We start from the raw sequence: 23983 nt of genomic DNA, 5'->3' as shown, positions 1-23983 counted from the left end.
GTTCAAAGCGTCATCTCCTTGAAGTAGTTTCGGTTGTTTGGCGATAACCAATTCTACCATAGCTGATGGCGCTTTTGATCAATAATTACAAGCTGTTACATCTTTTTTCTGTCTGCGAAAGTTGAGCTGGATACTTAAGTGTTTTGTTATCTTAATCCGTGAGGTGTAAGGCGTAAAGAGTGAGGGGGATAAGCACTGCTCAGCCGGGCTATTGTTTATCCGAGCAGATCCTTTTGCGAATAGACAACCTTTCGGTGCAGCAGCGAATAGTAGCGAATCCAGCCCGGCGCATGGGACATAAAACCGGAGATGGCAATCACCCCAATCAGGATGACAATGGCGTGTTGCAGGGCTACATGCAATAATGCCAGCAGCAGTAATTTCACATAGACTGCAACACCCCGCAACTGAACAAACCAGATCCAGCCGGAATACGCTTCCATCCCGACCAGAACAACACCCGAAATCATGGCCAGATAAAAATAAGTCGGTTCCGAGGCGCCATCCATGGCAGCACCAAACATCCCGGCCATACCGATCAGGTGAAGCGTCCTGACCACCACCTTGGTCAAGCGTCGTACACTGTTATCAGGCAGGTCGTTCAGAAGAGACATAATGTGTCCTGTGCCTGTAGCATGCCATCACGGATGCAGAGTAGCTCCGCACCAATCCGCTGCGCCTGAAAGCGGTCGTGGGTGGAAAAGACCACGGTGACTCCATATTTTGGCAGTCGCGCCAGCAGCCCCTCAAAAGCCGGTCGGCTGTTAACATCGATATTTGCCGTTGGTTCATCCAGCAGCAGCAAATCGGGTTTAAACACCAGGGCCCGCGCCAGTGCCACCCGTTGGGTTTCACCGCACGAGAGCTCTTTGGCTTTACGCTGTTCAAACCCTTCGAGCCCGACAATCGACAGGGTCAGGCTGATTCTCCTGATCTGCTCCTGGCGGGCAACCCCCCGTAATTTAAGCCCGAACGCCAGGTTGTCACTGACCGTCCCCTGGAACAGATAGGGCGACTGCTCGACATAGGTGACTTGTCTGCGCAAGTGATCCGCATCCCCGGTAGTTATACCGGGAAACTGAACGACGCCCCGTTGTGGGTTGATCAGCAGGGCCATGATCCTCAACAACGTACTCTTGCCCGCGCCGTTTGCTCCGGTCAAGGCATACACCTTCTTGGGTACAAGTTCCAGAGACTCGATAGACAAACGGAAACTGCCGCGAGTAAAGAGAAGATGCTTCAAGGAGACTACCGGTTCCATGGCCTTATCTTTGCTGTAACATGTTGAGAAACAAATTGACAATCAAGGCAACACACAGCAGGACGATCCCTAAGGACAAGCCAAAAACAAACTCCCCTTTGCTGGTCTCAAGGGCAATGGCGGTGGTCATGGTGCGGGTTGAACCACGGATATTGCCGCCCAGCATCATCGCCACGCCGACCTCACCGATCACCCGCCCGAATCCCGCGATCAACGCAGCCATCACGCCAAAGCGAATTTCTTTGATCAGCTGGATCGACGCCTGGAACTGGGTAGCGCCTAAGGTTCGGGCGGTATCAATCACCCGCTGATCAGCGCCGTTGACACAGGCCAGAACGTAATTAGCAACGATGGGGATGGCCAGCACGGTCTGACCGGCAATCATCGCTATCGGAGTAAACAGCAACCCGAACTCACCCAATGGGCCCTGTCGACTGAACAGGCCGAACAAGACCAGACCAATGACCACCGTCGGCATCGCCATCAAGGTGTTAAGCAGGGTAATCAACAACCTGCGACCGCGAAACCGCTTTAACCCGAGCCACAAACCAACCGGGACCCCAAACACTGCGGCAACGATAATGGCAACAGTCGCAGTATAAAGGGAGGTCCAGACCGCAAGCTGGACCTCCCGGTTAAAACTGAATATTAATACCACAGCGGCCAGCAGGGAGTCGGACAAATAGTTCACGCATGCCCCTTATTGCGTATAAAAAAGTTGCTCTCCGGCCATTTGAAAACCGTTGATTAAACCTTGTCCTTCCTCAGAGGTCAAAAAGTCAAGAAATTTCCGGGCCAGATCCTGTTTAACATGGGGATGGCGCGCCGGATTCACCATAATCACCCCATAGGGGTTAAACAAGCGCTGATCTCCAGCAAATACCATTTTGAGATCAACCTTGTCCTTAAAGGCCAGATACGTACCGCGATCGCTTAAGGTGTAGCCCTGGCGTTCGTTGGCCATGATGATGACTTCTCCCATGCCACGTCCCGCCTCCAGGTACCAGCTTCCCTGCGGTACCAGGCCGGCGGCCTGCCAGAGCTGCAACTCCCGGACATGGGTGCCGGACTCATCACCCCGTGAAATAAAGCTGACTTTTGAGTTTGCGATCTTGCTCATTACCTCAACCAGGTCATTAGTGCCCAGAGCTTCGGCGGGGTCATGCGGCGGGCCGAGCAGAACAAAATCATTGTACATGACATCACGGCGGTCGCTGCCGTAACCATGAGCCATGAATTGATCTTCCAAGCTGCGGGCGTGGACCAGCACGACATCCACATCCCCCGACTCACCCAGCTTGAGGGCCTTGCCGGTACCGACTGCGATCACATCCACTTTGCAGTCGTTGGCCTGCTCAAAGGGTGGCAACAACTCTGCCAGCAGACCGGAGGCTTCGGTGGAGGTGGTGGTGGCCAGGCGCAAGCGCTCTGCCGCAACGACCGGACTGAAAAGACCGCACATAAAAACCACAGCTAACAAAATAGAAAACAGCCGTAACATCCTATCCTCCTGTTTGTTTTAAGTTTTTTCCTGTGAATTGCCCGATGATCATCTTCTTGTCATGACACTGGAATGGTGTCGAACTGCATCTGCAACAAGTCCACTGTCAATATCCCTTCGTCCAACAGCTCCCCCTGTATCAGAAGAATTTTGCAGACTTCCGCTGCTTGCAAGCTGCCGACAACGGCCGGGGTAAAGGACGGATTGCCGAATGTCGACTCAATCCCCTTGTCTGCTGTCCGGTTGGCGTAGAGTTTTTGCATGGTGCCTTGGCCCGGCTTGATGCAACTCACCTGACCAAACCAGCCGGCAATTGATCCATGCACCAGGGGGATAGCAAGTTGGCTGCACAGCTGCGCCAGTTCCAGACGACCGCTGATATTGTCAATGGCGTCCACCACGACATCCATGCCGGTCAGCAATTCAATCCCGTTATCAAACCCGACAGCAACCTGACGGGGGTCGATGCCAACCGCAGGGTTGATATCCTGAACCCGCTTCAACGCCGCCGCAGCCTTGGATGTTCCAAGGTTATCAATGGTGGCAAGAAGTTGGCGATTAAGATTGTGCTCTTCAAAAATATCCGGATCGATCACCCGCAAGTGACCGACACCCAGCCTGGCCAGCTCTTCGATGACGTATCCACCCAGGCCGCCGCAACCGACCACGGCCACTCGTGATTTTAACAGCTGGAGCTGCTGTGATATTGAGATCATGTGACGGTTACGCTGGTAACGAGCGGGTAGGAAACCGGACTGCATGATAAGTTCGTCAACTTCGCTGCAGGTTACACCAAACTGTTCCATCACTTGCTGTTCATGCGCCCAGGAAACAAGATCGTCCTGGGCGTGGTCAGCTAAAAAAACCTGGATTTGTTCAAGGTCAGGATTCTTCACATCAGCCACCCCCGACCAAAGGAAAGATCGACAGGGCATCACCGTCGGCAAGTTGCCGTTGTAAATCGACATGAACAAAATTCAGCAACAGGATCCCCACCTTGGCTTCGGGGATCTGAAGATCCCTGACAACATCACCGACGGTTGTTGCTTGCGGATACTCCCTGATCTCCCGATCGAAGCGACCGATCCGAAAGGAAGCAAAGAGTTTGACGGTAATTTTCATCATGACGCTCCTTCAGCAGGAGGAACCCCGGTCCGCTGCGAAACCGCCTCGTTCCATCTTACCTTGACTAAAGCTGTCTGTTGGGGAGCCATGATGGTTGGTAGTTGTTCGGTGAATTCTGCGCAAGGGCTGGACCGGCCATTCAGGGTGACGGAGTCACACCCCTTCTGGAACCTTGCCCCTCCGTCAGCCACCAATGTCATCAGCTCCGATCCTGTAAGAACAACACCTCGTTCCACTAACAAAGGGCCAATCTCTTTCATGGGGATATTAAACAGTTTGATTGTCACTGTGCCGGATCCGGTTGTGACTGCCTGGGGGGGATGATAACTGATCGCTTCACGCATGGCAGCCAGATGTCCACCACGGCGCATGGTTGAACCGACCAGCCCGGGCAGGGCGGCTGAAAGGGCCAGGACCGATCCGTTGTCGATCACTGAGGAGGTCAGATCATCAACCGGCTTGCCGTCAAGAAACAGGGTCGTGATCCGATTCAGCACATAAGCCTCAGCGATACCGAGCTGGTCGTTGAGCAGTTTAATGACGCTGCAGCCGGTCGCCACCGGTAGCCGGACCCCCTTTTGCAACAGCAGGTAAAATGCGCTGATCAATTCGGAATCCAGGTTTAACTGCACTTGCAGATCGACAGCAGTGGGCATCGTCAGCTTTCTATTAAAAAAAACCGGGGCCCCCGCAGATCGCCCCGGTTTTCTCTCAGGTATCAACAAATATCAGCTCCAGTTGTAAAGCTCGTCAAGCTCCTCGTCCTTGACCGTGAAGGTAATATTGTGTGGTGCCAGAGGTTCGGTCTTGAAAAAGCGGGGGAGACGATCATCTTCGGCGCCAAAACCGGCTTTTTGGTTGAATTCACGTTCAAGAGTCAGAACCTTTTTGCCTAAGGCAACGACATCGTCACCGGTCATCTTGATACCGTAAAAAGCTCCCAGCATATCCAGCAGGGCATCAAAGGTTTCCGGCTGATCGAGAATTGGGAAGGCAATGAAAAGACACATGCCGGTGGAGTCAATGGCGGTTGTCGCAATCTGCAGGTTGCGTGACAGTTCGACCTGCCCTTCAGGCTTCAGCGGATCAACATCACCACCGACTTTGAGGATGTTGGTAGCAACAGCGTAGCCGGCAGTATGATCTGCCCCCATGGTACTGGTGGCGTAGGTTACGCCGATCCCCTGCACTGTGCGTGGGTCATAGGCGGGCAACGCCTGCCCCTTAACCACGGGAACTCTGTCAACACCAAAAGCTTTTCCAGTCATTTCGGCGCCGTTACCAAGAATTCGCCCCAAGGGGGTTCCTTTACCAACTTCGTCACGCACCAGCCTGATAGCTCCCTCGCTATCGCCGAATTCAATCACCCCACCATCCATGGCGACGCCTATGGCGACTCCCATTTCAATGGTATCGACACCGATGTTATCATCCAGATAGTCGAGCATGGCGATGGTGTCAAGATCATCGATGCCGCAGTGGCCACCATGGGACCAGACGGTTTCGTATTCGGGCTGTTTGGTCAGGAACTTGCCATCCTTATCGTTATAGATTCCCGAGCACTGAATAACACAACCGCGATGACAACCGTGGGTGGCAAGGCCGCCGCGCTGGATTTCAAGCTCGGCCTGGGTCTCACCGCTGATCTTGGTGCCCCCCTCAAAGAATCCGGTTTTGAAATTTCGGGTCGGATAACCACCGGCCTCATTGAGGACGTTCGTCAGTATATTGGTTCCGTAAGCAGGAAGACCTTCGCCCGACACCGCATGCTTTCGAATCCCCTCGACATAAGCACGGTTGGCAGCTTTAAATTTTTCCTGATTTTTGGGTTGTCGATGGGTGCAGCCGCTATCATCAAAAATAATTGCTTTGACCTGTTTTGCGCCCATGACCGCGCCGACACCGCCCCGTCCACAATGACGGCTGGGGCGCAATTCCGGATCGGTACAGGCAATGGATGCGGCGGCCATTTTGCGCTCACCGGCGGAGCCGATAGACATATAAGCGGCTTTGTCACCGTATTCTTTACGCAATTTTTCAACCAGCGGATAGTTGTCCATCAGCTTTAAACTGTTATCAACACTGATGGTAACCTTGTCCTTGTCGATATGGATTTTATACAAATCGTCACTTGCCGGCTTACCTTCAATGATGATCGCAGCATAGCCGAGTCGGGCCATGACCTGAGCGGGTTGGCCTCCGGCATTTGACTCTTTGATCCCGCCGGTCAGCGGGCTTTTACAGCCGACAGAAATCCGCCCTGACATGGCACCGGTCGTTCCACTGAGCATGCCGGGAGCAATCACCAGTTTATTTTCCGCACCCAGCGGATGACAATCCGGGGGGACCTCTTTGGCAACAATCATCGATGTTGTCGCCCGACCGCCCAGAGCGCTAAACTCGCCTGCCTCTTCAATGTTCTGAGAAGGACCTCCTGAAGCTCCCATGTTAATACGCAGTATTTTATCCATTGGCATCCTCTCTTGTGTATGAACCGCCTAAGTGAAAACTCCCTGCAGCGGGAGAGACAAACGGACTTCAGTGGGTTTGTTGGACTATTAGATCACAACGCCCTGTGCTGAGACAAAGAAGAGCTCAAGGCGTACACAGTGAGTTTATCAGGTGATAACAACTTTTCCAGTAAAACCACACCTTACCCACAAAAACCTTTCTCACCCGCTCAGCTTGACCAGGACTGCCAGCCCCATCTGTAGCCCTGCGCCAGCTGCCTCTGTTGGATAAAACTGTTGTTGGTCTGTATCTGTTCAGCACCGATCCTACGCAGGGACATTGCTGAATAATTACTTTTTTCTTTACCCAGGGATGTTCAGCAGCAACAACAATGGCAGGTACCCCTTGGGTCACCTGCCATTGTTGTTGCTAAACTGGAATGTTGGAGTGAACTTAGTTTTTAGCGGCCGCGGTCTTGCGTGAGCCCTGGGCAACAGCTTTGGTCATGCCGAACAGCATCAACACCGCCGGTACCAGTTGCGCGACAATAATCAGGGCGCAAAAGCCGACAAACAACAGAACCAGCAGGCCGCTGCTGTAGGTCACTGCCGTGTCAACAGCAAAAGCAGGGGCAGCAAGAAGCAGCACAACGGCGAGGGATGACAATAGTGATTTCATGATGTTTCTCCTTTTTAGTAGCAGGTCAATTCGGTTGCAGGCACCCGGCAACCTTGAAAGCGCCGGTGCCCGTTCACAGAGGGATTGTTTTTATCGCAAACCTAACTTTTTACCTTGACGGTCTCACGGTCACGGCCAAACAGTCCGCGCAGGACACCAACCAGCATCAGGGCCGCCGGCACCAACTGAAACACCACGATCAAAGCAAAGAAGCCCAGGAACAGGGAGACCAGCAGTCCTCCTTCGCCCGCGCCGGCGGTACCGGCAGCAAACGCAGAAGAAGAAAAGGTCAGCAGGGCGATCAGGGTATTACGTAATGTGGTTTTCATGGTGTCCTCCTATAGAGAGCTGCTGAAGATCAGCATGCTGTGTTGTTGACATGCTGTTAAGCAGAGAGCGTGCCAACTCCCGAGGATTATTCTGTAACAACCTTTAACGGTATGAATCTATTGAGAAAAAACTTTCATGGAAGCTTTTGTGGGAGGCTTACAGAGCGTTCCTGGTCACTGGATCTATATAGGTAAAATATACAGACACGATATTCAAGCCCTCCAGGAGAACGCGCAACTGAACCCTAACTCATTGATATTTAAGAAAAGAATAGGTGTATAAAATAATCAGATGATTTTTTTGTACACCGATATTTTATTGATAAGATTGTTCGCCTGTTAAAACCGTATCATCTGCCCACGCCATCATCCCTTCGGATCCTGGTTGGTTGTAATGGTTCATTATTTTTATGACATCTGCCTGTGTTATAGTTGTTGTTCATTTGCGCAGCAGGGCCCACCTATCTTACGTCAGGAGACTGCCTCATGATTGTGGATCTGAAATACGGCAATGGCACCATTCCCCTCGAATATCCGCAAACACCCAACTTCAAGGGGGTTCTTTACCCGGCGGAAGCCTCTACGCTGAACGATCCCGCCGCCGCAGTGAATCACTCGCTCACGACACCAATCGACTCAATTTCGCTGGCGGAGATGGCACGGGGTCGCAGCAATGCTGTCATCGTTATCAGTGATATCACCCGCCCGGTTCCCAACCGGATGCTGCTACCGGTCATTATCGCCCAACTCGAGCAAGCCGGATTGTCAGCGGACAGCATCAGCATCCTGATTGCCACCGGCATCCATCGCCCCAACCAGGGGGCAGAACTGGAAAAGCTGGTGGGTGCGGAGATTGCCGCTAACTACCGGATCATCAATCACATGTCCAAGCAGGACGAGGACATGGTGCTGGTCGGCCACATTGGTGATGGGATTCCGGCCCTGGTCAACCGCCACTATGTCGAGGCTGATCTGAAAATACTCACCGGCTTTATTGAACCCCATATGTGGGCCGGCTTTTCCGGAGGACGCAAATCGATCCTGCCGGGCATATCGTCAGTCAAAACCCTCGAGTTCATGCACGGGCCGGAAATGGTGGCTCATCCGCAAACCCGTTACGGAATTCTCGACGGCAACCCGTTTCATGAAGCAGGATTGGCGATCATGGCTAAGGCCGGGGCTGATTTCATCGTCAACGTCACCCTGGATACCAGCAAACAGGTCACCGGAGTCTTCTCCGGTCATCCGGTCAATGCCCATCTGACCGGGGTGAAGTTTCTGTCGCAGCACTGTATGAAGGTTCTTGATGCTCCCCTCGATTTTGTGGTTACCACCAATTCCGGGGCACCGCTGGACTGCAATCTGTATCAGACCGCCAAGGGTCTGTCCGGAGTGGCCGCCGCTACGCGTGACGGTGGTGTCATCCTGATCGCCAGTGAATGTCCCGAAGGCTTCGGCAGTGACGAATATCAGGAGGTTTTTGAATACGCAACCAGTCCACAGGAATTTATCGACAAGGTGATGAACAAGGAATTTTTTGTCCCTGACCAATGGTGTGCCCAGGAAACCTACCAGGTGATGACCAAAAAAGAGGTCTGGCTGCATACCAGCGGGATTGCTGCAGAGACCCTGCGCCGTTTTCATTTCCATCCGGTAAACGATATCTCTGAAGCCGTCCGGCAACTGCTTGAACGCTTTGGACAGGATGCGCGCTGGGCGATTGTTCCCGATGGACCGATGCTGATCCTCGATGCCAGCTCCCGGTAGGGAGCTGTGAGCGGTTTCGGATCAGCTTTAACCAACAACCGGCAACGTGATTTATAGTCGCGCTGGCGGTTTATTCGGAACCGGTGGGCATGACTGTAACGGAAGCATGACGATGATAAATAGCAAGCGAAACCCCGCAGCCAGGCGACAACTTATGGTCGCCCTGATCATCCTGCTGATTGTTGCTGTTTCCTGGTCCGGTTACATCGATCGGCAGACGGAGAATTACGTCAATCAGGCAACGGTTCAGGCCCTTGCCGCCTTTGCCACCGCCAGGGTGCTGAATGCCGGCATCTCCGTTGCCAAATCAGTTGAGGTTGGGGCTGTCGTCAGTGTCCAACCTTTGGAAATCCTTGACCCGGTCCATGATCTGGTTGAACAGTACTCAGCGATCATGAAGCTGGCCATCGGCTCTCTTGTTATCCAGAAGGTCCTGCTTGAGATAGTAGCAACCGGATTCTTCAAAGTCGTCCTGACCTTGCTTGCCGTTCTGTTGTTGGCAACTCTGTTGGTCGGCAGCGCCAACCAATCGACCCTGATGTTCAAGCTTTTTGCTCTGGCCTGTCTGGTCAGATTCCTGCTGATCCTGGCAGTCGGCCTGAATGGCCTGGTTGATAACATTTATGTCAACAACAAGACCCAACAGAACATGGTGGAACTGGAAGTGTTGTCGCTGGAGGTTGATGCTCTTACCGCAGCCAAGGTACCGGATGAAACCTCCTGGCACTCAGGCATCACCTCGAAATTCTCCGCAGCAATTGACCTGATCAACCTTGAAAATCTCAAAAGGAAAGCCGAGGTTGCTGTGCCGGCCATGCTCAATCTGATGGCCCTGTTTATCCTCAAGACCTTGCTTTTGCCCCTGTTGTTTCTGTGGTTGCTGCTCCGCGGTTTTCGCGTTATCTGGGGGGTGAACTTCGGTAAGGTCTGGTCTTCGGTAACGGTTTAATTTTCCATGCCTTTCCCAATGCGACGTGGATCCACAGCCGTTTTCACGATGATCTCTTTGATCTCGTTGTCTTTTCGAGAGCCGGGCGAACATTACCAAAGCTTCCCTCCCAGAGTCCCTGGAAGAATTGCCTGGCGTTTTTGCCGAGGGACCGGTTGTCATACCCTCCTTCCTGAATCACCAGGGTTGGCAGACCAAGGCCACCCAGCTTTCTCCCGTTCGCGAAAAAATCAGCAGGCTTCAAGCTCCAGGTACCGGTCGGGTCGCCGGTTGCCGTATCAAGCCCCAGGGCAATCACCAGGAAGGTTGGTTTAAAGCGCTTGATTCTGCGCAGCGCTTTGTCTAAAGCGGTGGCATAACCTTCCCCATCCAGCTGTTCCGGCAAGGGGATATTCATGTTGAAACCTTTACCCTCCCCCTCTCCGGTTTCATCCTCAAAACCATTAAAATAGGGATAGGCAGAACGCGGATGGCCGTGGAGTGAGACGGTCAGAACATCACTGCGCCGGTAAAAAATATTTTGTGTTCCGTTACCGTGATGATAATCGATATCAATGATCGCGACTTTCCCCTGGAGGCAAAGCTCCTGCGCCGCCACAGCGGCATTGTTGAAGTAACAAAATCCGCCAAAGGCACGGTGCTCGGCGTGATGTCCCGGAGGCCGCACCAGAGCATAGGACAAGTGCTGCCCGGCAAGCGCCAGGCGTGCCGCCGTCATGGCACAATCGGCTGCACGTTTGGCCGCCGGATAAACATTGCGGGTCAAGGGAGTAAAGGTATCGATGCAGTAATATCCGGCTTTGATCGCTTTTTCCCTGGGCGGACGGGTCGCATTGCGAATCGGGAACACATAGGGATACAGCGCTTTTTTCTCCGGCAAACCCGAACACATCAATTTCAGATAATCGACAAAGTCGGCGGCATGGATTTTTTTCAAATGATGGATGGCGAAGCGTCTGACTGGAGCGCGATAGAACAGCCCGGTCGGCTCGATTTCCTTTAAAATAGAACGGATCCGCACCGGCGATTCAACATAGCCGCGCTCACGGATATGATGGATATCATGCTGATCGTTGACAATCAGGGCAATCTGCCGGTCCACAACCGGCCGGGCAAGATCTTCCACCACCGATATTGGTTTTTTAACATAGCGAAAACCCCGCAGCTGAACGGGATCTTCTGTGAAGGAGTCGACAACCATATCAATATAGGTTTGGGGGCAAAGATGGGCATACTTCCGCTCCAGAATGGCTCGAACGATCTTTTTCACTTCCTGCTGCGACGGCTCAGCGCTATCCCCCAGACCGTCGAAAACCAGATAGGGGGGGTTGTCATCCCCTTCTTTGACCGGCGTCTCGTAAGCGCTGCCGGTTATGGGACGCGCACCATACTGCTCATAAAATTTGAGACGCGCTTTATTCTGGGCCAATATGGTGGGATCGCGGCAGAACTCCGGATCATCTGGCAGGCACTCCATGAAAATCCCGAGGACCCCCAGGGCGCGGGCTTCGTTCCTGATACGTTCATAGAGGGCACCGCCGATCCCGCGACCGGTCATTTTTTCCGCTGCGGAGACATATTCCAGATAACAGAAATTCAGATCGGCAGCATGCAGCAGCAAGGCAAAGCCCTTGACATCTCCTTTGCTCCCTTCGGCAACCGAAAGAATCGAGCGAAAACGATATTTCAGAGGATTGGTCAATTGATCCGGCAGCTTGTTGATGTCTTTTGGATTCAAATCCGGAAACTGGCTTGTCAGAATGGCTTGAACCTGGGAGATGGCCTGTTGATTGACCGGAAGTACGGTATCGTAGATACGTCGGATGCGAAACATCATTCAGCCTTTGATCAGCATAGAAAGGGTTGAAGGCTCTTTTAGGAAGTTCACCTTCCGACGGCTATTTAACCATAAATTTTTAAGAAACATGATCAGGATAAATGCGGCATCATCAAACCAGCGAGCCCCAGGTCGTTAAATGGAGCAAAGAGTGTCTGCCTGATGACCACCATCGTCTGCTTTTTAAGCAATCATTGCCCCCGAACCTGTTATAATTAGACCGTCTGCTCAGTGAAGATAGCCCTTTATCGTCCCTGCTCAACTTTTTATTACGAGGAGTACCGCCATGACCGAAAACAAAGCACCGCAACAGGATCAGGAGGAGATCAGCCTGTACGCCAAGATTGTCTCACGTACCGAAGAGTTGATGGAAAGTGGACGGAAAAATCTGGATGAAGCCTTAAAAAAAGCCGGCGAGGATTTAGCTTCGGCAGGAGACTTCACCCGCGAGCAGTCCGAGCGCATTACCGGCTACGTGAAACGCGACCTTGGCCACGCCGCTGATCATGTCAGCAAAACAACGGAATCGATTAAAGGTGCAGTCGCTCCCCAACGACTTGCTGCCGGTGCCCAGAGCCTGTTCGCCAGAATCCTGACAACCACATCGGAGCAGCTCAAGGAGTGGGCGCAAAAAGCGGAAACACAACTGGAGTTCAAGACTGGCGAGATTACCAGCCCCGGCACCCTGACCTGCAAGAACTGTCAGGAAGAACTCCACATGAAGCGCACGGCCCGGATACCTCCCTGCCCCAAATGCCATAAGACAGTTTTTCGCAAATCCTACTAACTGTCGGGCTGGGGCTGCCAGGTTCCCTGATCAACATCTATCGCGCCGACACAGCAGCAATGGCGTTCACGGCTATCCCCGGCCCGTTACCTACCTGTCGGTCTGAGTCAGAAAGAGTTCACCGGAACGTACAATGTTGATTTTCGGCATGAAGCGGCCAACATCCAGCTGGGCTTCGAATGAGTAATTGAAGACATCGCCTGGTTGATTCAGCCAGCGGGTGAAAAGGTTGATGGTGCTGAAAACATCAGGACGGGCCTGAATCAAGACCTCCCCTTCGCCATAGGCAGCAATCACCGGCAACTGGTTGGTCAAGCCTCTGAGCACCGGTTCACCTTCGAGGTACACGACGTAGGTCATCCCATCTAATTTAAGCGGTACCCGATTGGGATTACTGATATTCAACCCGATTTCAAAGGTCGGGACAATGGTATTACCCGGCAACACCTGCAAACTACTTAAAGTGGCGGTCGGAGTCTCAAGCCCGGGAAAAAACGGGGAGCAGGCAGTAACCGTCAGCAACAATAAAGAGACACAAATCCGTTTGATTATTCTCATGTTTTCCCCTTTTCTCATTTGGGATTCTTTACATACAGCCACCAATATAGTGCTGCAACAAAGAACCCCCCGCCGATCAGGTTGCCGATAGTAACCACCAGCAGGTTGGTCTGCCACAGGGTCCACCAGTTGAGTTGAGCAAGCAGGGCGGGGTCAAGGCCTGAAGCAGCGCGGGCTGCGGGCAACGCTTTAGCAAAGATCCCCGCCGGGATAAAGTACATGTTGGCGACAACATGCTCAAAGCCGGCAGCAACGAAGGCCATGATCGGAAAGAAAATCCCCAGAATCTTGCCGGTGACGTCTTTTGCCGCCATCGCCAGCAGTACCGCAAGGCATACCAGCCAGTTACAGGCGATCGCTCGAAAAAAATAGGCGCCGGCATGGGATGTGGTGGCAAACTCCTCAGACACCTTGTTCGATGCAATCTGCAGAGCGGTTCCACCAAAAGCACCATCCATCAAGCCGGTCTGGCTGACAATCAGCCAGGCGAGAAAAACCGAACCGAGCAGATTGCCCAGGTAGACAAAACTCCAGTTACGTAACATATCTATCAGGGTCAAGCGTTGTTCGAGCCAGGCGGCAGTCATCATGGTATTTCCGGTCCATAATTCCGAGCCGGGAATCACTACCAGCATCAGGCCAACACTGAACACCGCCCCGACAAAAAACTTCTGCAGTCCGATCCAGGCAAAATCTCCGGTTCCAACGACCGTCGCCAAATGGGCTGCAAAACCGATATAGACCCCCGCCAGGAAACCAAGAACTATCAGCCTGCCCCCGGATATTTGCCTCTTTTCAGCACCCCAATCCACCAGACGGGCTGCCAGTTGCACAGGGGAAAGATACAGATTCGACATCGATGAACTCGCTTTTCAACAAACCAAAGGTTGGTGCTTTCCCGACAGAATCCGTTTATTCCAGCCGCAAAATATCGTCCCACTGTTCTTTTGTTACCGGCATAATGGACAGGCGGTTGCCTTTGCGTACCAGCGGCATATTTTCCAGGGGGTCGTGCTCTTTAAGCTCAGCCAGCGGAATTGTCCGACGGGTATGGCGAATATATTTGACCTCAACCAGAAACCAGCGCGGTTGGTCAGGTGAGCTTTTCGGGTCAAAATATTTGCTCTGGGGATCAAAGGCGGTAGGATCCGGGTAACTCTTGCCGGCAACCTCCATGATGCCGACAATACCAGGCACCTCACAGTTGGAGTGATAGAAGAACACCTGATCACCAATGCGCATGTCATCCCGCATAAAGTTTCGCGCCTGATAATTGCGGACGCCATCCCAGGGTTCGGTCTGCCCGGGCCGAGCCTGCAGATCGTCAATGCTGAAAGCCTCGGGCTCCGACTTCATCAGCCAGTACTTCATGTTATTTCTTCCTTCCCGGGAGATCGCTCTGGCTGCCATTTTCCGGCTTGTTTTTTTTTGCCTGCTTGTCAGCCGTCAGGTGAAGGTCACACTCAAAACAGCGGCGCACCGGCCGAAACAGATAGCCACTCATATGAAAACAGTGGCCACAGCGTGGGCACCGTGCCAGAGCCATCATGGCAACAGCAACAATCAGTAGCAACAACCACATCACAAAGGCGATGACCACCATTCGCTTGGCATCGTTGGCAGCCAGGGCCACCATCATCAGCGGCACATAGACCAGAATCAGCAGCCACAAAAACCAGCGGCGTGTGCGCACAGTTCTCAGACCAGCGTGCAGCTCTTCCCATGTGATTTCTGTCTGCCTATCCATGCTGTCTCCTTGATGCTGAGGGCTCCGGCTCTGCCGAAGGATCGTTTACCGCTTTTTTGAAAATCTGGCGCGTGGGTGGTCATTTTCCGGTGGCCTTTTATCTGCAGTGATGTGCAGGGCACAATGGAGACAGCGCCGTAACGGCAAAAAGGTTGGACCATGGGTATGAAAAAGCTCTCTGCAGCGAGGGCAGCGGGCCAGACAGGCATACCCGACGGTAAGAATCAGAAGCACCAGCCAGCTGACAAAAACAACGGTGGCCCACTTGCGATAGTCAGGAGAATCGAGGGCAACCATCATTGCCGGCAGGTAGGCACCAATCACCAGCCACAACAGTAAGCGTCGAAAACGAATTTTTTTCAATTCTGCCGCATATTCTTTTGGGTCCGGCAGATGTTCTTCTTCCATGTATTTATACCATCCAGGTTTCCATTAAGGGATCAGCAGATCATGGGGGCGATACTATCGGCTCTGGAGCCAAACTTCAACGGTGTTCGACCGTACAATTTGCGGGACAGCTCTTTTGCCGACACAAAGCGATCTCTGGCGCAACCAGGACTTTAGTTCAGGCAAAGCGCGACTGCTACTGTTCAACAACAGTGAAATAAGGCATACTTGATCACAGCACACAGACCCTATTCACATCCTGTTGCCCAGCAGAGGAACACCCATGCCGGTTGTCATCATCCTTTTTTTGATCTTTTTTATTCTCATTGTTCATATTGGCTATCTAAAGTTGCGCAATCGCCAATTGGAAAAAAAAACACACAGAGATTTTCATTCCGAATCAGACCGGGACGACACGCCCTGAACAACGCGCCGACTGGTTAATCTGCTAAAAGGGATTCTATTTCCGAGCAAGTCAGCGGAATAATTTTTTCATATCCCATCAGATTTAGCTACAGCCCTGACGTTTTTCTTTTTTCATCTATCATTTCAATGCCTTAAATCGCAAAAAAAAACCTTCAGCAAGATCTGTCAAGCAATCGCTGTATTGAGCAAACATACACTTTTATTCCATCCGACCTTATCCAGCTATCATCAAAAAAGAAATATATATTGTATATCGGTAGCTTACATGTTTATACCTGATTTTATATCACCTTGGCACACCCTCTGCATTAACGTTAAAACAATGATCACACTTGTTACCAAGCCTTTTTAAGGAGGACGATATGAAACGTATCCTGCAAAGTACTTTGATCGCCCTTACCGGCCTTTCTTCTTCAGCTTTTGCCGCAGAGGCCACCGGTGCCGGAGAGGGTGGCTTACTTGTCGCCATGTTTATCGGTTTTTTTGCCCTGATTATTGTTTTTCAACTGGTACCTGCAACCCTGATGCTCATCGGTATCTTGCGAGGACTGTTTGGTCGTGACCAGAAGCAAGCCAAGGTATCTCGTTAGATTGAGATTTTGCATTGAAAGAGGTGTCAACCATGCGTGGACTACTAATAGCCAACAGAAATAACGGGGCACGGGATAGGCTTGCTAATCTGTTTACCGGCGATGAGTACCGGGTTGTTACTACAGATTCTGTCGCAAACTCCCTTGAGGCGATTATCAACAAAGAGATTCAGGTTGTGGTACTGGATGGGCTTTACGACGAACACAACGTTGCAAAACTGGTGCCCCTGTTAAAAAAATGTAACCGTAATATCTCTATTATCCTGGTTGCTGACGATATGCCGCTGAATCTGGTGAAAAAAATCCGTCAGGAAGGGATCTTTTATCATGCCCTGCGCCCAACCGCTGACGATCATTTTGTAGAAATACGCGAGGCCGTTCTCTGCGCCTTTAAAAAGTACGAAGAGACCACACTACCAAACTATAGCGTTGAAAAGGAGAAGATCATGTTTCCAGTCAAGTCACTTTTATCAACCCTGACCCTGGTTCTACTGATGATTTCACCAGCGTTTGCGGTGGATACCGCCGTCACCTACAACAGTGGTTTGTTGGTTCTGCTGTTTGTCGGTTTCTGTGCTCTGCTGATTGTGGCTCAATTGATCCCGGCGGTGCTGGCGCTCTTTGGTATGACGAAGGCTGCAGGACAGCAGGCCGGCAAAAGGAAAACCATTGAGGCAACGGTAAAAAACAGATAATCGATGAAATGGTAAAAAGCTCAGCAGATCGTCTCAATGGAGAGGATCAAATGCAGTGATATCAGGGCAGTCCCAAGGGGCTGCCTTCTTTTTTGGTGAAGTGTCGATAATCAACCGGCAAGCTTGTTCAATTCTTCGAGGATTTCTTTTTGCTCGTGGATTTTTTCGTGATAGTAGTTCCAGACGTGATAGCTCTGCAAACCAAGAATCGTCAGTCCAACAACAAATATCGCCCAGAAGTTTTCCTCTAACCCATCAGAAAAGTGGTAGAAAAGGTAAAAGGCCCCGAGGTAGCCAAAGTGAGCCAGGGCGCCACGGGGCTTTTTGTTGTTTGCCATCTGGGCCAGGACCAGAATCAGTGCGGAAAAGCCATAAACCACCAGTGCCCAGTTGATATAATTAACCGGCGGGCCAACCCCAAGGATATTTCGAATCCCGGCGCTTAAGGTTGGGAGAAAATCAAAGTTACGAGAAGCTCCGATACTGAGCGCGGTAAACAGTGCAAGAACCCATAGCCCGGTACCTGATAACAGCTCAAAACGCTTAATTTTCGCCTGAACCTGCTGTTGCAGTGGGCTCATGTCCGGCAGAGGTTCTTCTTCTGCTATCGGCTTGTTCGAGTCTGTCATCGCTTCCTCTGGCTGCTGTTGTTGCATCCTTACGGAGCAAGGCTTCATCGCGCTGTTTCACCAACAATCGGAAGTCCCTGCCTAGTTTTCCCAATTTACGATTAGACTTGGGCAGGTCGGGTTCGGCAACCCCGTTCACGGCCTGCTCCATCTCGTGGGTGAGCCTGAGGATGGGCAAAAACAGGTTTATCCTCAGCAATGCTGCCACCCCAACGACGGTGAGGAACAATACCATGAGGCTGAATGCTATCATTCGGGTTTTGAGCAGAGCAAGGGTTTTCTCCAGATGAGCGCTGGAAAACCCGAGGCTTAAAAACCCCAATATCGGCTCATCTTCGGCGTGAAAGTGACAGGCCGCGGTAGAACATTTCGGCTCATTAAGGATCGGCATGTTGACGGCAATAAAGCCATAATCATGATCCACCTGATGAAGGGTTTCACCACGATCCTGCCCACTTCCGGAAACAATCTTCTTCGACCATTCATCAACCCGCACGGAAAAAGAACCGGGCGCAGTCACCCCTTCCAGATCAGAAAATTTTGGCTGACTTCGCTGGTCGTAAATCCTGATACGCTCGACCTCTGCCAGGCGATTGACATTGGCAAGAATATTCCGCAAGGAATCACGATCATCCTCCATCATTGCATAGTGCGTAGCCCGCACAACTGTCTCTGCGAGGCCATCAACATGGCGAACGGCTTCCGCAGTCATATCGACCTTGATAAATGAATACAGGAAGATACAGCCGAAAATAACAAAACCTGTCACAGCGATGGTAACAGGAACAATGGCTCTGGCGATCAGGTTATCAAACATGGGGAACTCCTTGCGCCGTATCAGAGATCAACAGAAGCCCGGTCGACAGTAGCAGCGCGCTGCCGACCGGGCCCTCTATCGCTCTCCCTTTAGGCCTCAGCCCGGCTTTTAAATTGATAAAGGATTGGCAACCGGTTCAATATAAACCGATAGGTTGTAACGTAGATAGCAAATATTGTTATGGAAATAATGACTTCAAAAATGTGCGGTATTTCCGGATAAAGGTTCCAGTTAAAGGCGATCAATGCGGTATTCAGGCGGTTGAGCAAAATGCCCAGCACAGTAATCAGGGCTCCCAGGCGACAGAGGGCAACACTTTTATGATGAATGCCGACACCCAGGACGATCAAAGCAAGGATGACTCCGAAAAACATCTCAAACAGCCACCAGGCTCCCCATCCGGTTGCCAGATAGGCCCACTCGTTATCATGAGCAACGGCCAGAAGCTTGATGAACAGATAAGTGAACAGGCCCATGGATGCGCCCTTGGCGAGGGAAATGGTAATCCGGTCCAGGCTGTCGATAAAGCGCTGATCACAGCGCCACTTCATTGTATAGATGACAACCGTACTGACGCAGATGACCATGCACAGGCCGGCCGGGATGGAGGAGACAAAAAAGTGAATCCACTGAAAGGAGGCTGAGTACCAGAGTGGGTGAACCTTGCCCGGCGCATAGACAAACAGAGCTCCCAGGGCACCCTGGTGAAGAGTCGACAGGATGATTCCGGAAACCGTCAGACCGATGGTGCCTTTACGAATAAACTCGTACCCGCGACGAAAACCGATCCATTCAAAAAAGGCAGTTGAAACCTCGGCAACCTGTACCGATAGATAGGTAGCAACGTGCCAGCCAACCAGAAACAGCACCGCCGCCGGTCCGAAGGAATAGACCATTGGATAGGCCAGACGCCAGGGTTGCCCCAGATCGACGAGCAGATAAACAACAGCAAAGAAGTATCCCAATAAACCGTTGAGTAACGCCAACCGTTCGATCGGTTCAAAATCATGGCGGCCAAAAATTTCTACGGTTGTCCCCAGCATGAATCCTGATGCTGACAAAGGAACCATACAGAACAGGCCAAAACCAAGAAACAGTCCCCAGGGATAATCGTAAGAACTGTGGGTAACAACCCCGAGACCAAAGATAAAACGATAGATAATCAGAGGAATACCGACCACGAAAATCAGTGCCAGCAGCCAGTTAAATTTATTGCGAATAACTTGCTGTACGTATTGATCCAGGGTCAGTCCGAGCAGAAGTTTTTCCATCAAGCTGAATTTTCGTCCGTCAGCTTTCATTTCAGCATCATGTGGCTTAATTCCATTTGCCGCTAATTTTTTCATGGTTAGTGTTCCTCCTGCCCATCATGACTGTGGTCGTCTCCATGCCCATGTGACTTTCCTTTTGTGGCGAGCAGATGGAAACCGGTGAAAAGAGCCGGCCAGATCGCCAGTACCATCGGCACGATAGCAAGGAAATCCTTAACATTATTGATGATTGGTTCACTTGGCAGGGAGATGTTAAAGCCCGCTTCCTGAAAAGGGACGCCAGACAGATAGAGCCATCCGGTCCCGCCGACTTCTTTTTCCCCGTAAACCTGATCCACATATTTGACCGGACTTCTTCTGATCCGATCATGGGCAATCTTGATCAATTCTTTGCGCTTACCAAAGACCATGACCTGCTGTGGGCATGCCTCAACACAGGCCGGTGTCTGGCCATTTTTCAAACGGGTGTCATAACAAAAAATACATTTTTTGATAATCGGGTTGATGGCCGAGCTGTAACTGTAAGCGGGAATGCCGAAAGGGCAGGCGATCATACAGTTACGACAGCCGACACAGACCTTGTCGTTGTAGATAACCGCGCCTTCCGGGGTCTTGGTATAGGCATTAACAAAACAGGAGGTTAAGCAGGCGGGTTCGTTGCAGTGATTACACTGAATTTTTCTGTATACCGGTTGCTCATCAACGGGATCATAACGGTTAACGACGGTGTAGGCTTTTTCTGTTGGACGACGATAATGACCATGTGGGCGTTCATCAAAAACCGAGTAGTCGTCGAAAGATTTATCCGGTTCAGGCAGGTTTTGTTCTTTGTTGCATGCCGCTTCACAACTGCGACAGCCGACACAGCGGGTCATATCAACCAGCACACCCATGCCATCCGGAAAGCCTTCAAGATTTGCCCCGAACGCCTTTTTGGTCGGAGCCATGGCGATGGCTGCGCCCCCTGCCATACTGCCGGCTAGAAATTTTCTGCGTGTTATTTTACTCATGACCTTCTCTCCTTGATTGTATTCCTCAATAACCCGTCAATAGCATCAGTACCCGGAGCTGTCGGCAGATCCTGTCGGGGCGAATTGACCAGCGCGGAAAAAGGCATCTCCTGCCTCGGTACGAGCATGACAATCCTGGCAACCAACCGGCGCACCCATCTCCTGGTGACAACCAAGGCAACTTAAATGGTAAGCCGCTTTCAAGTCAGGTTTGTCATCATGGAAGAGAAAGGCATCTTTTTCGCGGACACTCCCGGCGGTAACCGGCTCGGATGAATGACAATCCTGGCAGGATACGGTCGCCATCGGTTTTTCATCGGCGTGACATTTTGCACAATAGGAATCGACAACCGGGGTTCCGGTCGTATGGTGATGACACACCGCACATCCCTCGGTCATCATGACGTGCCAACCATGATCAAAAACGACCCCCTGATAAAGTTCGGACAAAACATCAATTTCTATCTCTTCCGGATAGGATTCCATCGCATAGCAATTCATCATGAGCAGGCAGCAGATGAACAGCCCCGCCAGCCCTGCCATGAATTTTTTACCGGTATTAACCATAGCTTCAGCTCCTTGTTTAAAAAATGCTCTGTCATTCCTGATCAGACAAAGCAACAGATGGCTCGATCCGCCGAGTCAGGGGATCACTATTTTTTATCGTCTCCACTATGGATATACCGGTAAAAGATCGGGAAAGTGGCAAATAACAAGAGACAAATCAGGTATTCAAGCCCCTTGATATAGGTATAAAAATCAACCACCGTGTAAATCTGTTCTACCTGTCCGACATTAAGAAAAAAATCGATCATCTCTCTCTCCCTGAAATATAAGTTTGGCCTATTGAAGAAAAATGCCCGCAGCTTATTTGAAGCTCAGTGCGGACATCTGCAGAGGCTGTGCCAGTCTTGAATCTTTTTTTTATACAAATCCTAACTACTTGTTATTGTGTAGTTTTTATCATTTTTTCGGTTTTTTCACGAAGGGGAGAAGAACGAACTGACTGTATAAGTTTTTTATACTGGCGGGCCTTCAGATCCTTTTAGATCCTGCAATACCGGGATATACTGTTGATTTAAAAGCGTTTTCTAGACGAACAAAAAGTGTATACACTTACTCCAAAAGAATCTGATATCGGCTCTTTTAGCCTCTGCAGCCCGCCTAAAGCTCGCCCTGAAGGGTGAATAAATTAAATATACATCGGCTGCCGAACAGGATAGCCTCCCGAGCCTGACCTGCTTTGCTGACAAAACACCTTGTTTTTAAATGGGTTTCAATAATAGAGACAAATCTCCGGTGAGACTCAAACTAGTGGCAAGTAAAGCCTTGACGGGTTCCGCCCCTCTCCATAGTATGAATTTTTGTTAAATATCGAAGATTTTAGCTTTGTCGCACAGAACCCGTCAATGCGGGTTAAGATTATGATATGATTAGCGTTAATGTCTAAATGCTGGTCTGCACTGTAATCCGTGGGCTGACTTGGCGTAAAAATTGCGAACAGACGGTTGGCGCTATCAACTAATCTGACCGCCATCATTAAGGCCCACATGAAACACAGTGAGTCCTTCTGCTCGATGTTCATTGGCACAAGTGCTGAAAGGTGATGTTATCGGCATGGATGAAACTGCTGCACACAAAATTCTGGTGATTGATGATGAAGCCATTATCCGCGAAGGGATTCGCCAGGCATTAACCATGTCGGGATACCAGGTCGAGGTTGCTGCCAACGGCAAGATTGGCCTGGAAAAACTCCAAAAAGACAAATTCAGTGTCGTCATCAGCGATATGAAAATGCCTGTCCTGAATGGCATCGAAGTTCTTAAAACCATCCAGATTTTACAACCGGAAGTGCCGGTCATCATTATTACCGGTTTTGCCACTATCGATTCTGCTGTCGATGCCATGAAAAACGGTGCATTTGAATACCTCACCAAACCCTTTCTTCCCGACAGTATTATTGAAAAGGTTGAATCTGCCATTCGTCAGCGAATTCAAGATCTTGGCGACCAGGGAGAAGACCCTGAAAACCTTGTCATAGAAGGAATTCCCGATTTTTTTATTGGTAGAAGCGCTCCAATGCAAAAGGTTTTTCAACGCATTACCAAGGTCGCTCCAACCAACAGTACGGTCCTGATTACCGGCGAAAGTGGTACCGGCAAGGAACTGGTCGCCCGGGCTATTCACAGCAACAGTAACCGCAGCAAAGAGGCCTTTGTTGCGATCGATTGTAATTCGCTGCCGGAAAATCTGCTCGAAAGCGAGCTGTTCGGCCACGTCAAGGGGTCTTTCACCGGCGCCACTCATTCCAAGCCGGGACTCTTCAGCGTTGCCAGCGGTGGCACCTTGTTTCTCGATGAAATTGCCAACCTGAGTATGGCCACCCAGGCCAAATTGTTGCGGGTTCTCCAGCAACGTGAGGTTACCGCTATCGGCGGAACCAAGGCGACCCCCATCGACATCCGTCTGGTCGCTGCCACCAATCGCGCCCTGGATGTTATGGTTAAAGAGGGCACCTTTCGTGAAGATCTGTATTTCCGCCTCAATATTATTCCCATCGAACTGCCGCCGCTTCGCGAACGCGACGGCGATATCCCCCTGTTGATCAATTATTTTCTGCACAAATTTTCGCATGAGATCGGCAAAGAGATTAAGGGGTTATCGGCTGATGCCCAGATTGCCCTGCACCAGTATCCGTTTCGTGGCAATGTCCGCGAACTGGAAAACATCATCGAACGGGCGGTGGTCTTAACCCAAGGGGAGATCATTCAACGTGATGCTCTGGAACTGCCTGGCAGCCAGGAACAGAGTTCCAGCAGCGAAGAGATAGCGACGCCCTTGAACAGCGAAGAATTAAAAGAGGCGAAACGCAAAGTGCGCGAACAGGCGGTTGAGCCGATCGAAAAAGCCTTTGTCCTGGCCGCCCTGGAAAGAAATCAGTGGAACATTACCAAGGCCGCAGAAGAAACCGGGATGCTGCGGCCCAACTTTCAAGCCCTGCTGAAAAAACTCGGAATTTCTGCCAAGGATCACGCCGCCCTCTAGTGTCCTGTTTGGTTAGTCCTTTATATTAATTTGCTGCTTTTGCTCTTTGAACCGAATCGATGATTACGGCAGCACTTTTCGTCCATTTAAATGGTTTGGCACTTGCGGCGTTATGGACCTTGA

28 protein-coding genes are annotated in these 23983 nt (G+C 51.1%); 6 read left to right on the top strand and 22 right to left on the bottom strand.

The genetic code is table 11. The features are described from left to right. Positions 1 to 215: 215 nt before the first annotated feature. The 10 genes from ICT70_RS14260 to ICT70_RS14215 all read right to left on the bottom strand — a co-directional run bounded on the left by ICT70_RS14260 (position 216) and on the right by ICT70_RS14215 (position 7345). Positions 216 to 614 (bottom strand): hypothetical protein, encoded by a 399-nt coding sequence (locus tag ICT70_RS14260; RefSeq protein ID WP_191157787.1) that lies wholly within the window; start codon positions 612 to 614, stop codon positions 216 to 218. Then, positions 602 to 1261 carry an ABC transporter ATP-binding protein gene (locus ICT70_RS14255; protein WP_191157784.1) on the bottom strand — a complete coding sequence of 220 codons (660 nt, stop codon included), beginning with the start codon at positions 1259 to 1261 and terminating at the stop codon, positions 602 to 604. Before ICT70_RS14255 ends, ICT70_RS14260 begins: the two co-directional genes overlap by 13 nt. Before the next feature lie 4 nt (positions 1262 to 1265). Next, positions 1266 to 1952 carry an ABC transporter permease gene (locus ICT70_RS14250; protein WP_191157783.1) on the bottom strand — a complete coding sequence of 229 codons (687 nt, stop codon included), beginning with the start codon at positions 1950 to 1952 and terminating at the stop codon, positions 1266 to 1268. 9 nt (positions 1953 to 1961) lie between these two features. Beyond that, complete coding sequence (locus tag ICT70_RS14245; protein ID WP_191157781.1) at positions 1962 to 2762, bottom strand: ABC transporter substrate-binding protein; 801 nt, start codon at positions 2760 to 2762, stop codon at positions 1962 to 1964. A gap of 59 nt (positions 2763 to 2821) precedes the next feature. Next, entirely contained in the window at positions 2822 to 3658 is an 837-nt protein-coding gene (locus ICT70_RS14240; protein WP_337906870.1) for a HesA/MoeB/ThiF family protein, read from the bottom strand. Position 3659: 1 nt separating this feature from the next. After that, positions 3660 to 3887, bottom strand: a complete 228-nt coding sequence (locus ICT70_RS14235) for a MoaD/ThiS family protein (protein ID WP_337906869.1) — start codon at positions 3885 to 3887, stop codon at positions 3660 to 3662. After that, a complete protein-coding gene (locus ICT70_RS14230) occupies positions 3884 to 4543 on the bottom strand; it encodes a hypothetical protein (RefSeq protein ID WP_191157779.1) in 660 nt (219 codons plus the stop codon). The genes ICT70_RS14235 and ICT70_RS14230 overlap by 4 nt, the downstream gene beginning before the upstream one ends. A 72-nt stretch (positions 4544 to 4615) precedes the next feature. After that, positions 4616 to 6358 carry an aldehyde ferredoxin oxidoreductase C-terminal domain-containing protein gene (locus ICT70_RS14225; protein WP_191157777.1) on the bottom strand — a complete coding sequence of 581 codons (1743 nt, stop codon included), beginning with the start codon at positions 6356 to 6358 and terminating at the stop codon, positions 4616 to 4618. Between the two features lie 433 nt (positions 6359 to 6791). Continuing rightward, positions 6792 to 7016, bottom strand: a complete 225-nt coding sequence (locus ICT70_RS14220; RefSeq protein ID WP_191157775.1) for a hypothetical protein — start codon at positions 7014 to 7016, stop codon at positions 6792 to 6794. Positions 7017 to 7117: 101 nt separating this feature from the next. Further along, positions 7118 to 7345, bottom strand: a complete 228-nt coding sequence (locus ICT70_RS14215; protein WP_191157773.1) for a hypothetical protein — start codon at positions 7343 to 7345, stop codon at positions 7118 to 7120. 486 nt (positions 7346 to 7831) lie between these two features. Here ICT70_RS14215 and ICT70_RS14210 point away from each other — a divergent pair, with 486 nt between their 5' ends. Continuing rightward, a complete protein-coding gene (locus ICT70_RS14210; RefSeq protein WP_191157771.1) occupies positions 7832 to 9112 on the top strand; it encodes a nickel-dependent lactate racemase family protein in 1281 nt (426 codons plus the stop codon). A 154-nt stretch (positions 9113 to 9266) separates the two neighbouring features. Beyond that, positions 9267 to 10061: a hypothetical protein gene (locus ICT70_RS14205; RefSeq protein WP_191157770.1), complete on the top strand. Its 795-nt coding sequence runs from the start codon at positions 9267 to 9269 to the stop codon at positions 10059 to 10061. Positions 10062 to 10104: 43 nt separating this feature from the next. On the opposite strand, the gene ICT70_RS14200 is transcribed toward ICT70_RS14205, so the two are convergent. Continuing rightward, the gene (locus tag ICT70_RS14200; RefSeq protein ID WP_224747081.1) at positions 10105 to 11898 is read right to left on the bottom strand and encodes a histone deacetylase family protein; all 1794 of its coding nucleotides are present in this window, start codon (positions 11896 to 11898) and stop codon (positions 10105 to 10107) included. Between the two features lie 286 nt (positions 11899 to 12184). Between ICT70_RS14200 and ICT70_RS14195 the strand changes: the two genes are divergently transcribed. Further along, positions 12185 to 12685: a zinc ribbon-containing protein gene (locus ICT70_RS14195; RefSeq protein WP_191157768.1), complete on the top strand. Its 501-nt coding sequence runs from the start codon at positions 12185 to 12187 to the stop codon at positions 12683 to 12685. Positions 12686 to 12775: 90 nt separating this feature from the next. On the opposite strand, the gene ICT70_RS14190 is transcribed toward ICT70_RS14195, so the two are convergent. From ICT70_RS14190 to ICT70_RS14170, 5 genes are read right to left on the bottom strand one after another with little or no spacing between them, the layout of a single operon-like run. Then, complete coding sequence (locus tag ICT70_RS14190) at positions 12776 to 13243, bottom strand: LEA/WHy family protein (RefSeq protein WP_191157766.1); 468 nt, start codon at positions 13241 to 13243, stop codon at positions 12776 to 12778. A 14-nt stretch (positions 13244 to 13257) separates the two neighbouring features. After that, positions 13258 to 14100, bottom strand: coding sequence for a formate/nitrite transporter family protein (locus ICT70_RS14185; RefSeq protein WP_191157764.1), 843 nt, complete (start codon positions 14098 to 14100; stop codon positions 13258 to 13260). Positions 14101 to 14155: 55 nt separating this feature from the next. Next, the gene (locus ICT70_RS14180; protein ID WP_191157762.1) at positions 14156 to 14614 is read right to left on the bottom strand and encodes an EVE domain-containing protein; all 459 of its coding nucleotides are present in this window, start codon (positions 14612 to 14614) and stop codon (positions 14156 to 14158) included. Position 14615: 1 nt separating this feature from the next. After that, positions 14616 to 14990 (bottom strand): hypothetical protein, encoded by a 375-nt coding sequence (locus tag ICT70_RS14175; RefSeq protein WP_191157761.1) that lies wholly within the window; start codon positions 14988 to 14990, stop codon positions 14616 to 14618. 45 nt (positions 14991 to 15035) lie between these two features. Further along, positions 15036 to 15398: a hypothetical protein gene (locus ICT70_RS14170; protein WP_191157759.1), complete on the bottom strand. Its 363-nt coding sequence runs from the start codon at positions 15396 to 15398 to the stop codon at positions 15036 to 15038. A 767-nt stretch (positions 15399 to 16165) separates the two neighbouring features. On the opposite strand from ICT70_RS14170, the gene ICT70_RS14165 reads away from it, so the two are divergent. Both ICT70_RS14165 and ICT70_RS14995 read left to right on the top strand, forming a co-directional pair. Then, on the top strand, positions 16166 to 16393 hold the full coding sequence (locus ICT70_RS14165) for a hypothetical protein (protein WP_191157757.1): 228 nt from the start codon (positions 16166 to 16168) through the stop codon (positions 16391 to 16393). Positions 16394 to 16425: 32 nt separating this feature from the next. After that, complete coding sequence (locus ICT70_RS14995) at positions 16426 to 17088, top strand: histidine kinase (RefSeq protein ID WP_224747080.1); 663 nt, start codon at positions 16426 to 16428, stop codon at positions 17086 to 17088. A 110-nt stretch (positions 17089 to 17198) separates the two neighbouring features. On the opposite strand, the gene ICT70_RS14155 is transcribed toward ICT70_RS14995, so the two are convergent. The 6 genes from ICT70_RS14155 to ICT70_RS14130 form a co-directional block, all read right to left on the bottom strand. Further along, positions 17199 to 17669, bottom strand: a complete 471-nt coding sequence (locus ICT70_RS14155; protein ID WP_191157755.1) for a menaquinol oxidoreductase — start codon at positions 17667 to 17669, stop codon at positions 17199 to 17201. Next, positions 17632 to 18534: a hypothetical protein gene (locus ICT70_RS14150; RefSeq protein ID WP_191157752.1), complete on the bottom strand. Its 903-nt coding sequence runs from the start codon at positions 18532 to 18534 to the stop codon at positions 17632 to 17634. The genes ICT70_RS14155 and ICT70_RS14150 overlap by 38 nt, the downstream gene beginning before the upstream one ends. Before the next feature lie 89 nt (positions 18535 to 18623). Beyond that, positions 18624 to 19880 carry a polysulfide reductase NrfD family protein gene (locus ICT70_RS14145; protein ID WP_191157750.1) on the bottom strand — a complete coding sequence of 419 codons (1257 nt, stop codon included), beginning with the start codon at positions 19878 to 19880 and terminating at the stop codon, positions 18624 to 18626. A 2-nt stretch (positions 19881 to 19882) separates the two neighbouring features. Then, entirely contained in the window at positions 19883 to 20815 is a 933-nt protein-coding gene (locus tag ICT70_RS14140) for a 4Fe-4S dicluster domain-containing protein (RefSeq protein WP_224747079.1), read from the bottom strand. 45 nt (positions 20816 to 20860) lie between these two features. Then, positions 20861 to 21382, bottom strand: a complete 522-nt coding sequence (locus ICT70_RS14135) for a cytochrome c3 family protein (RefSeq protein WP_191157748.1) — start codon at positions 21380 to 21382, stop codon at positions 20861 to 20863. A gap of 86 nt (positions 21383 to 21468) precedes the next feature. Then, entirely contained in the window at positions 21469 to 21630 is a 162-nt protein-coding gene (locus ICT70_RS14130) for a hypothetical protein (protein ID WP_191157746.1), read from the bottom strand. Positions 21631 to 22432: 802 nt separating this feature from the next. Between ICT70_RS14130 and ICT70_RS14125 the strand changes: the two genes are divergently transcribed. Then, positions 22433 to 23860, top strand: coding sequence for a sigma-54-dependent transcriptional regulator (locus ICT70_RS14125; RefSeq protein ID WP_191157745.1), 1428 nt, complete (start codon positions 22433 to 22435; stop codon positions 23858 to 23860). Positions 23861 to 23983 lie beyond the last annotated feature (123 nt).

Source organism: Pelovirga terrestris (genome assembly GCF_014773365.1).
Lineage (GTDB): Bacteria > Desulfobacterota > Desulfuromonadia > Desulfuromonadales > Geopsychrobacteraceae > Pelovirga > Pelovirga terrestris.
This window is presented reverse-complemented; position numbering and strand designations above follow the sequence as displayed.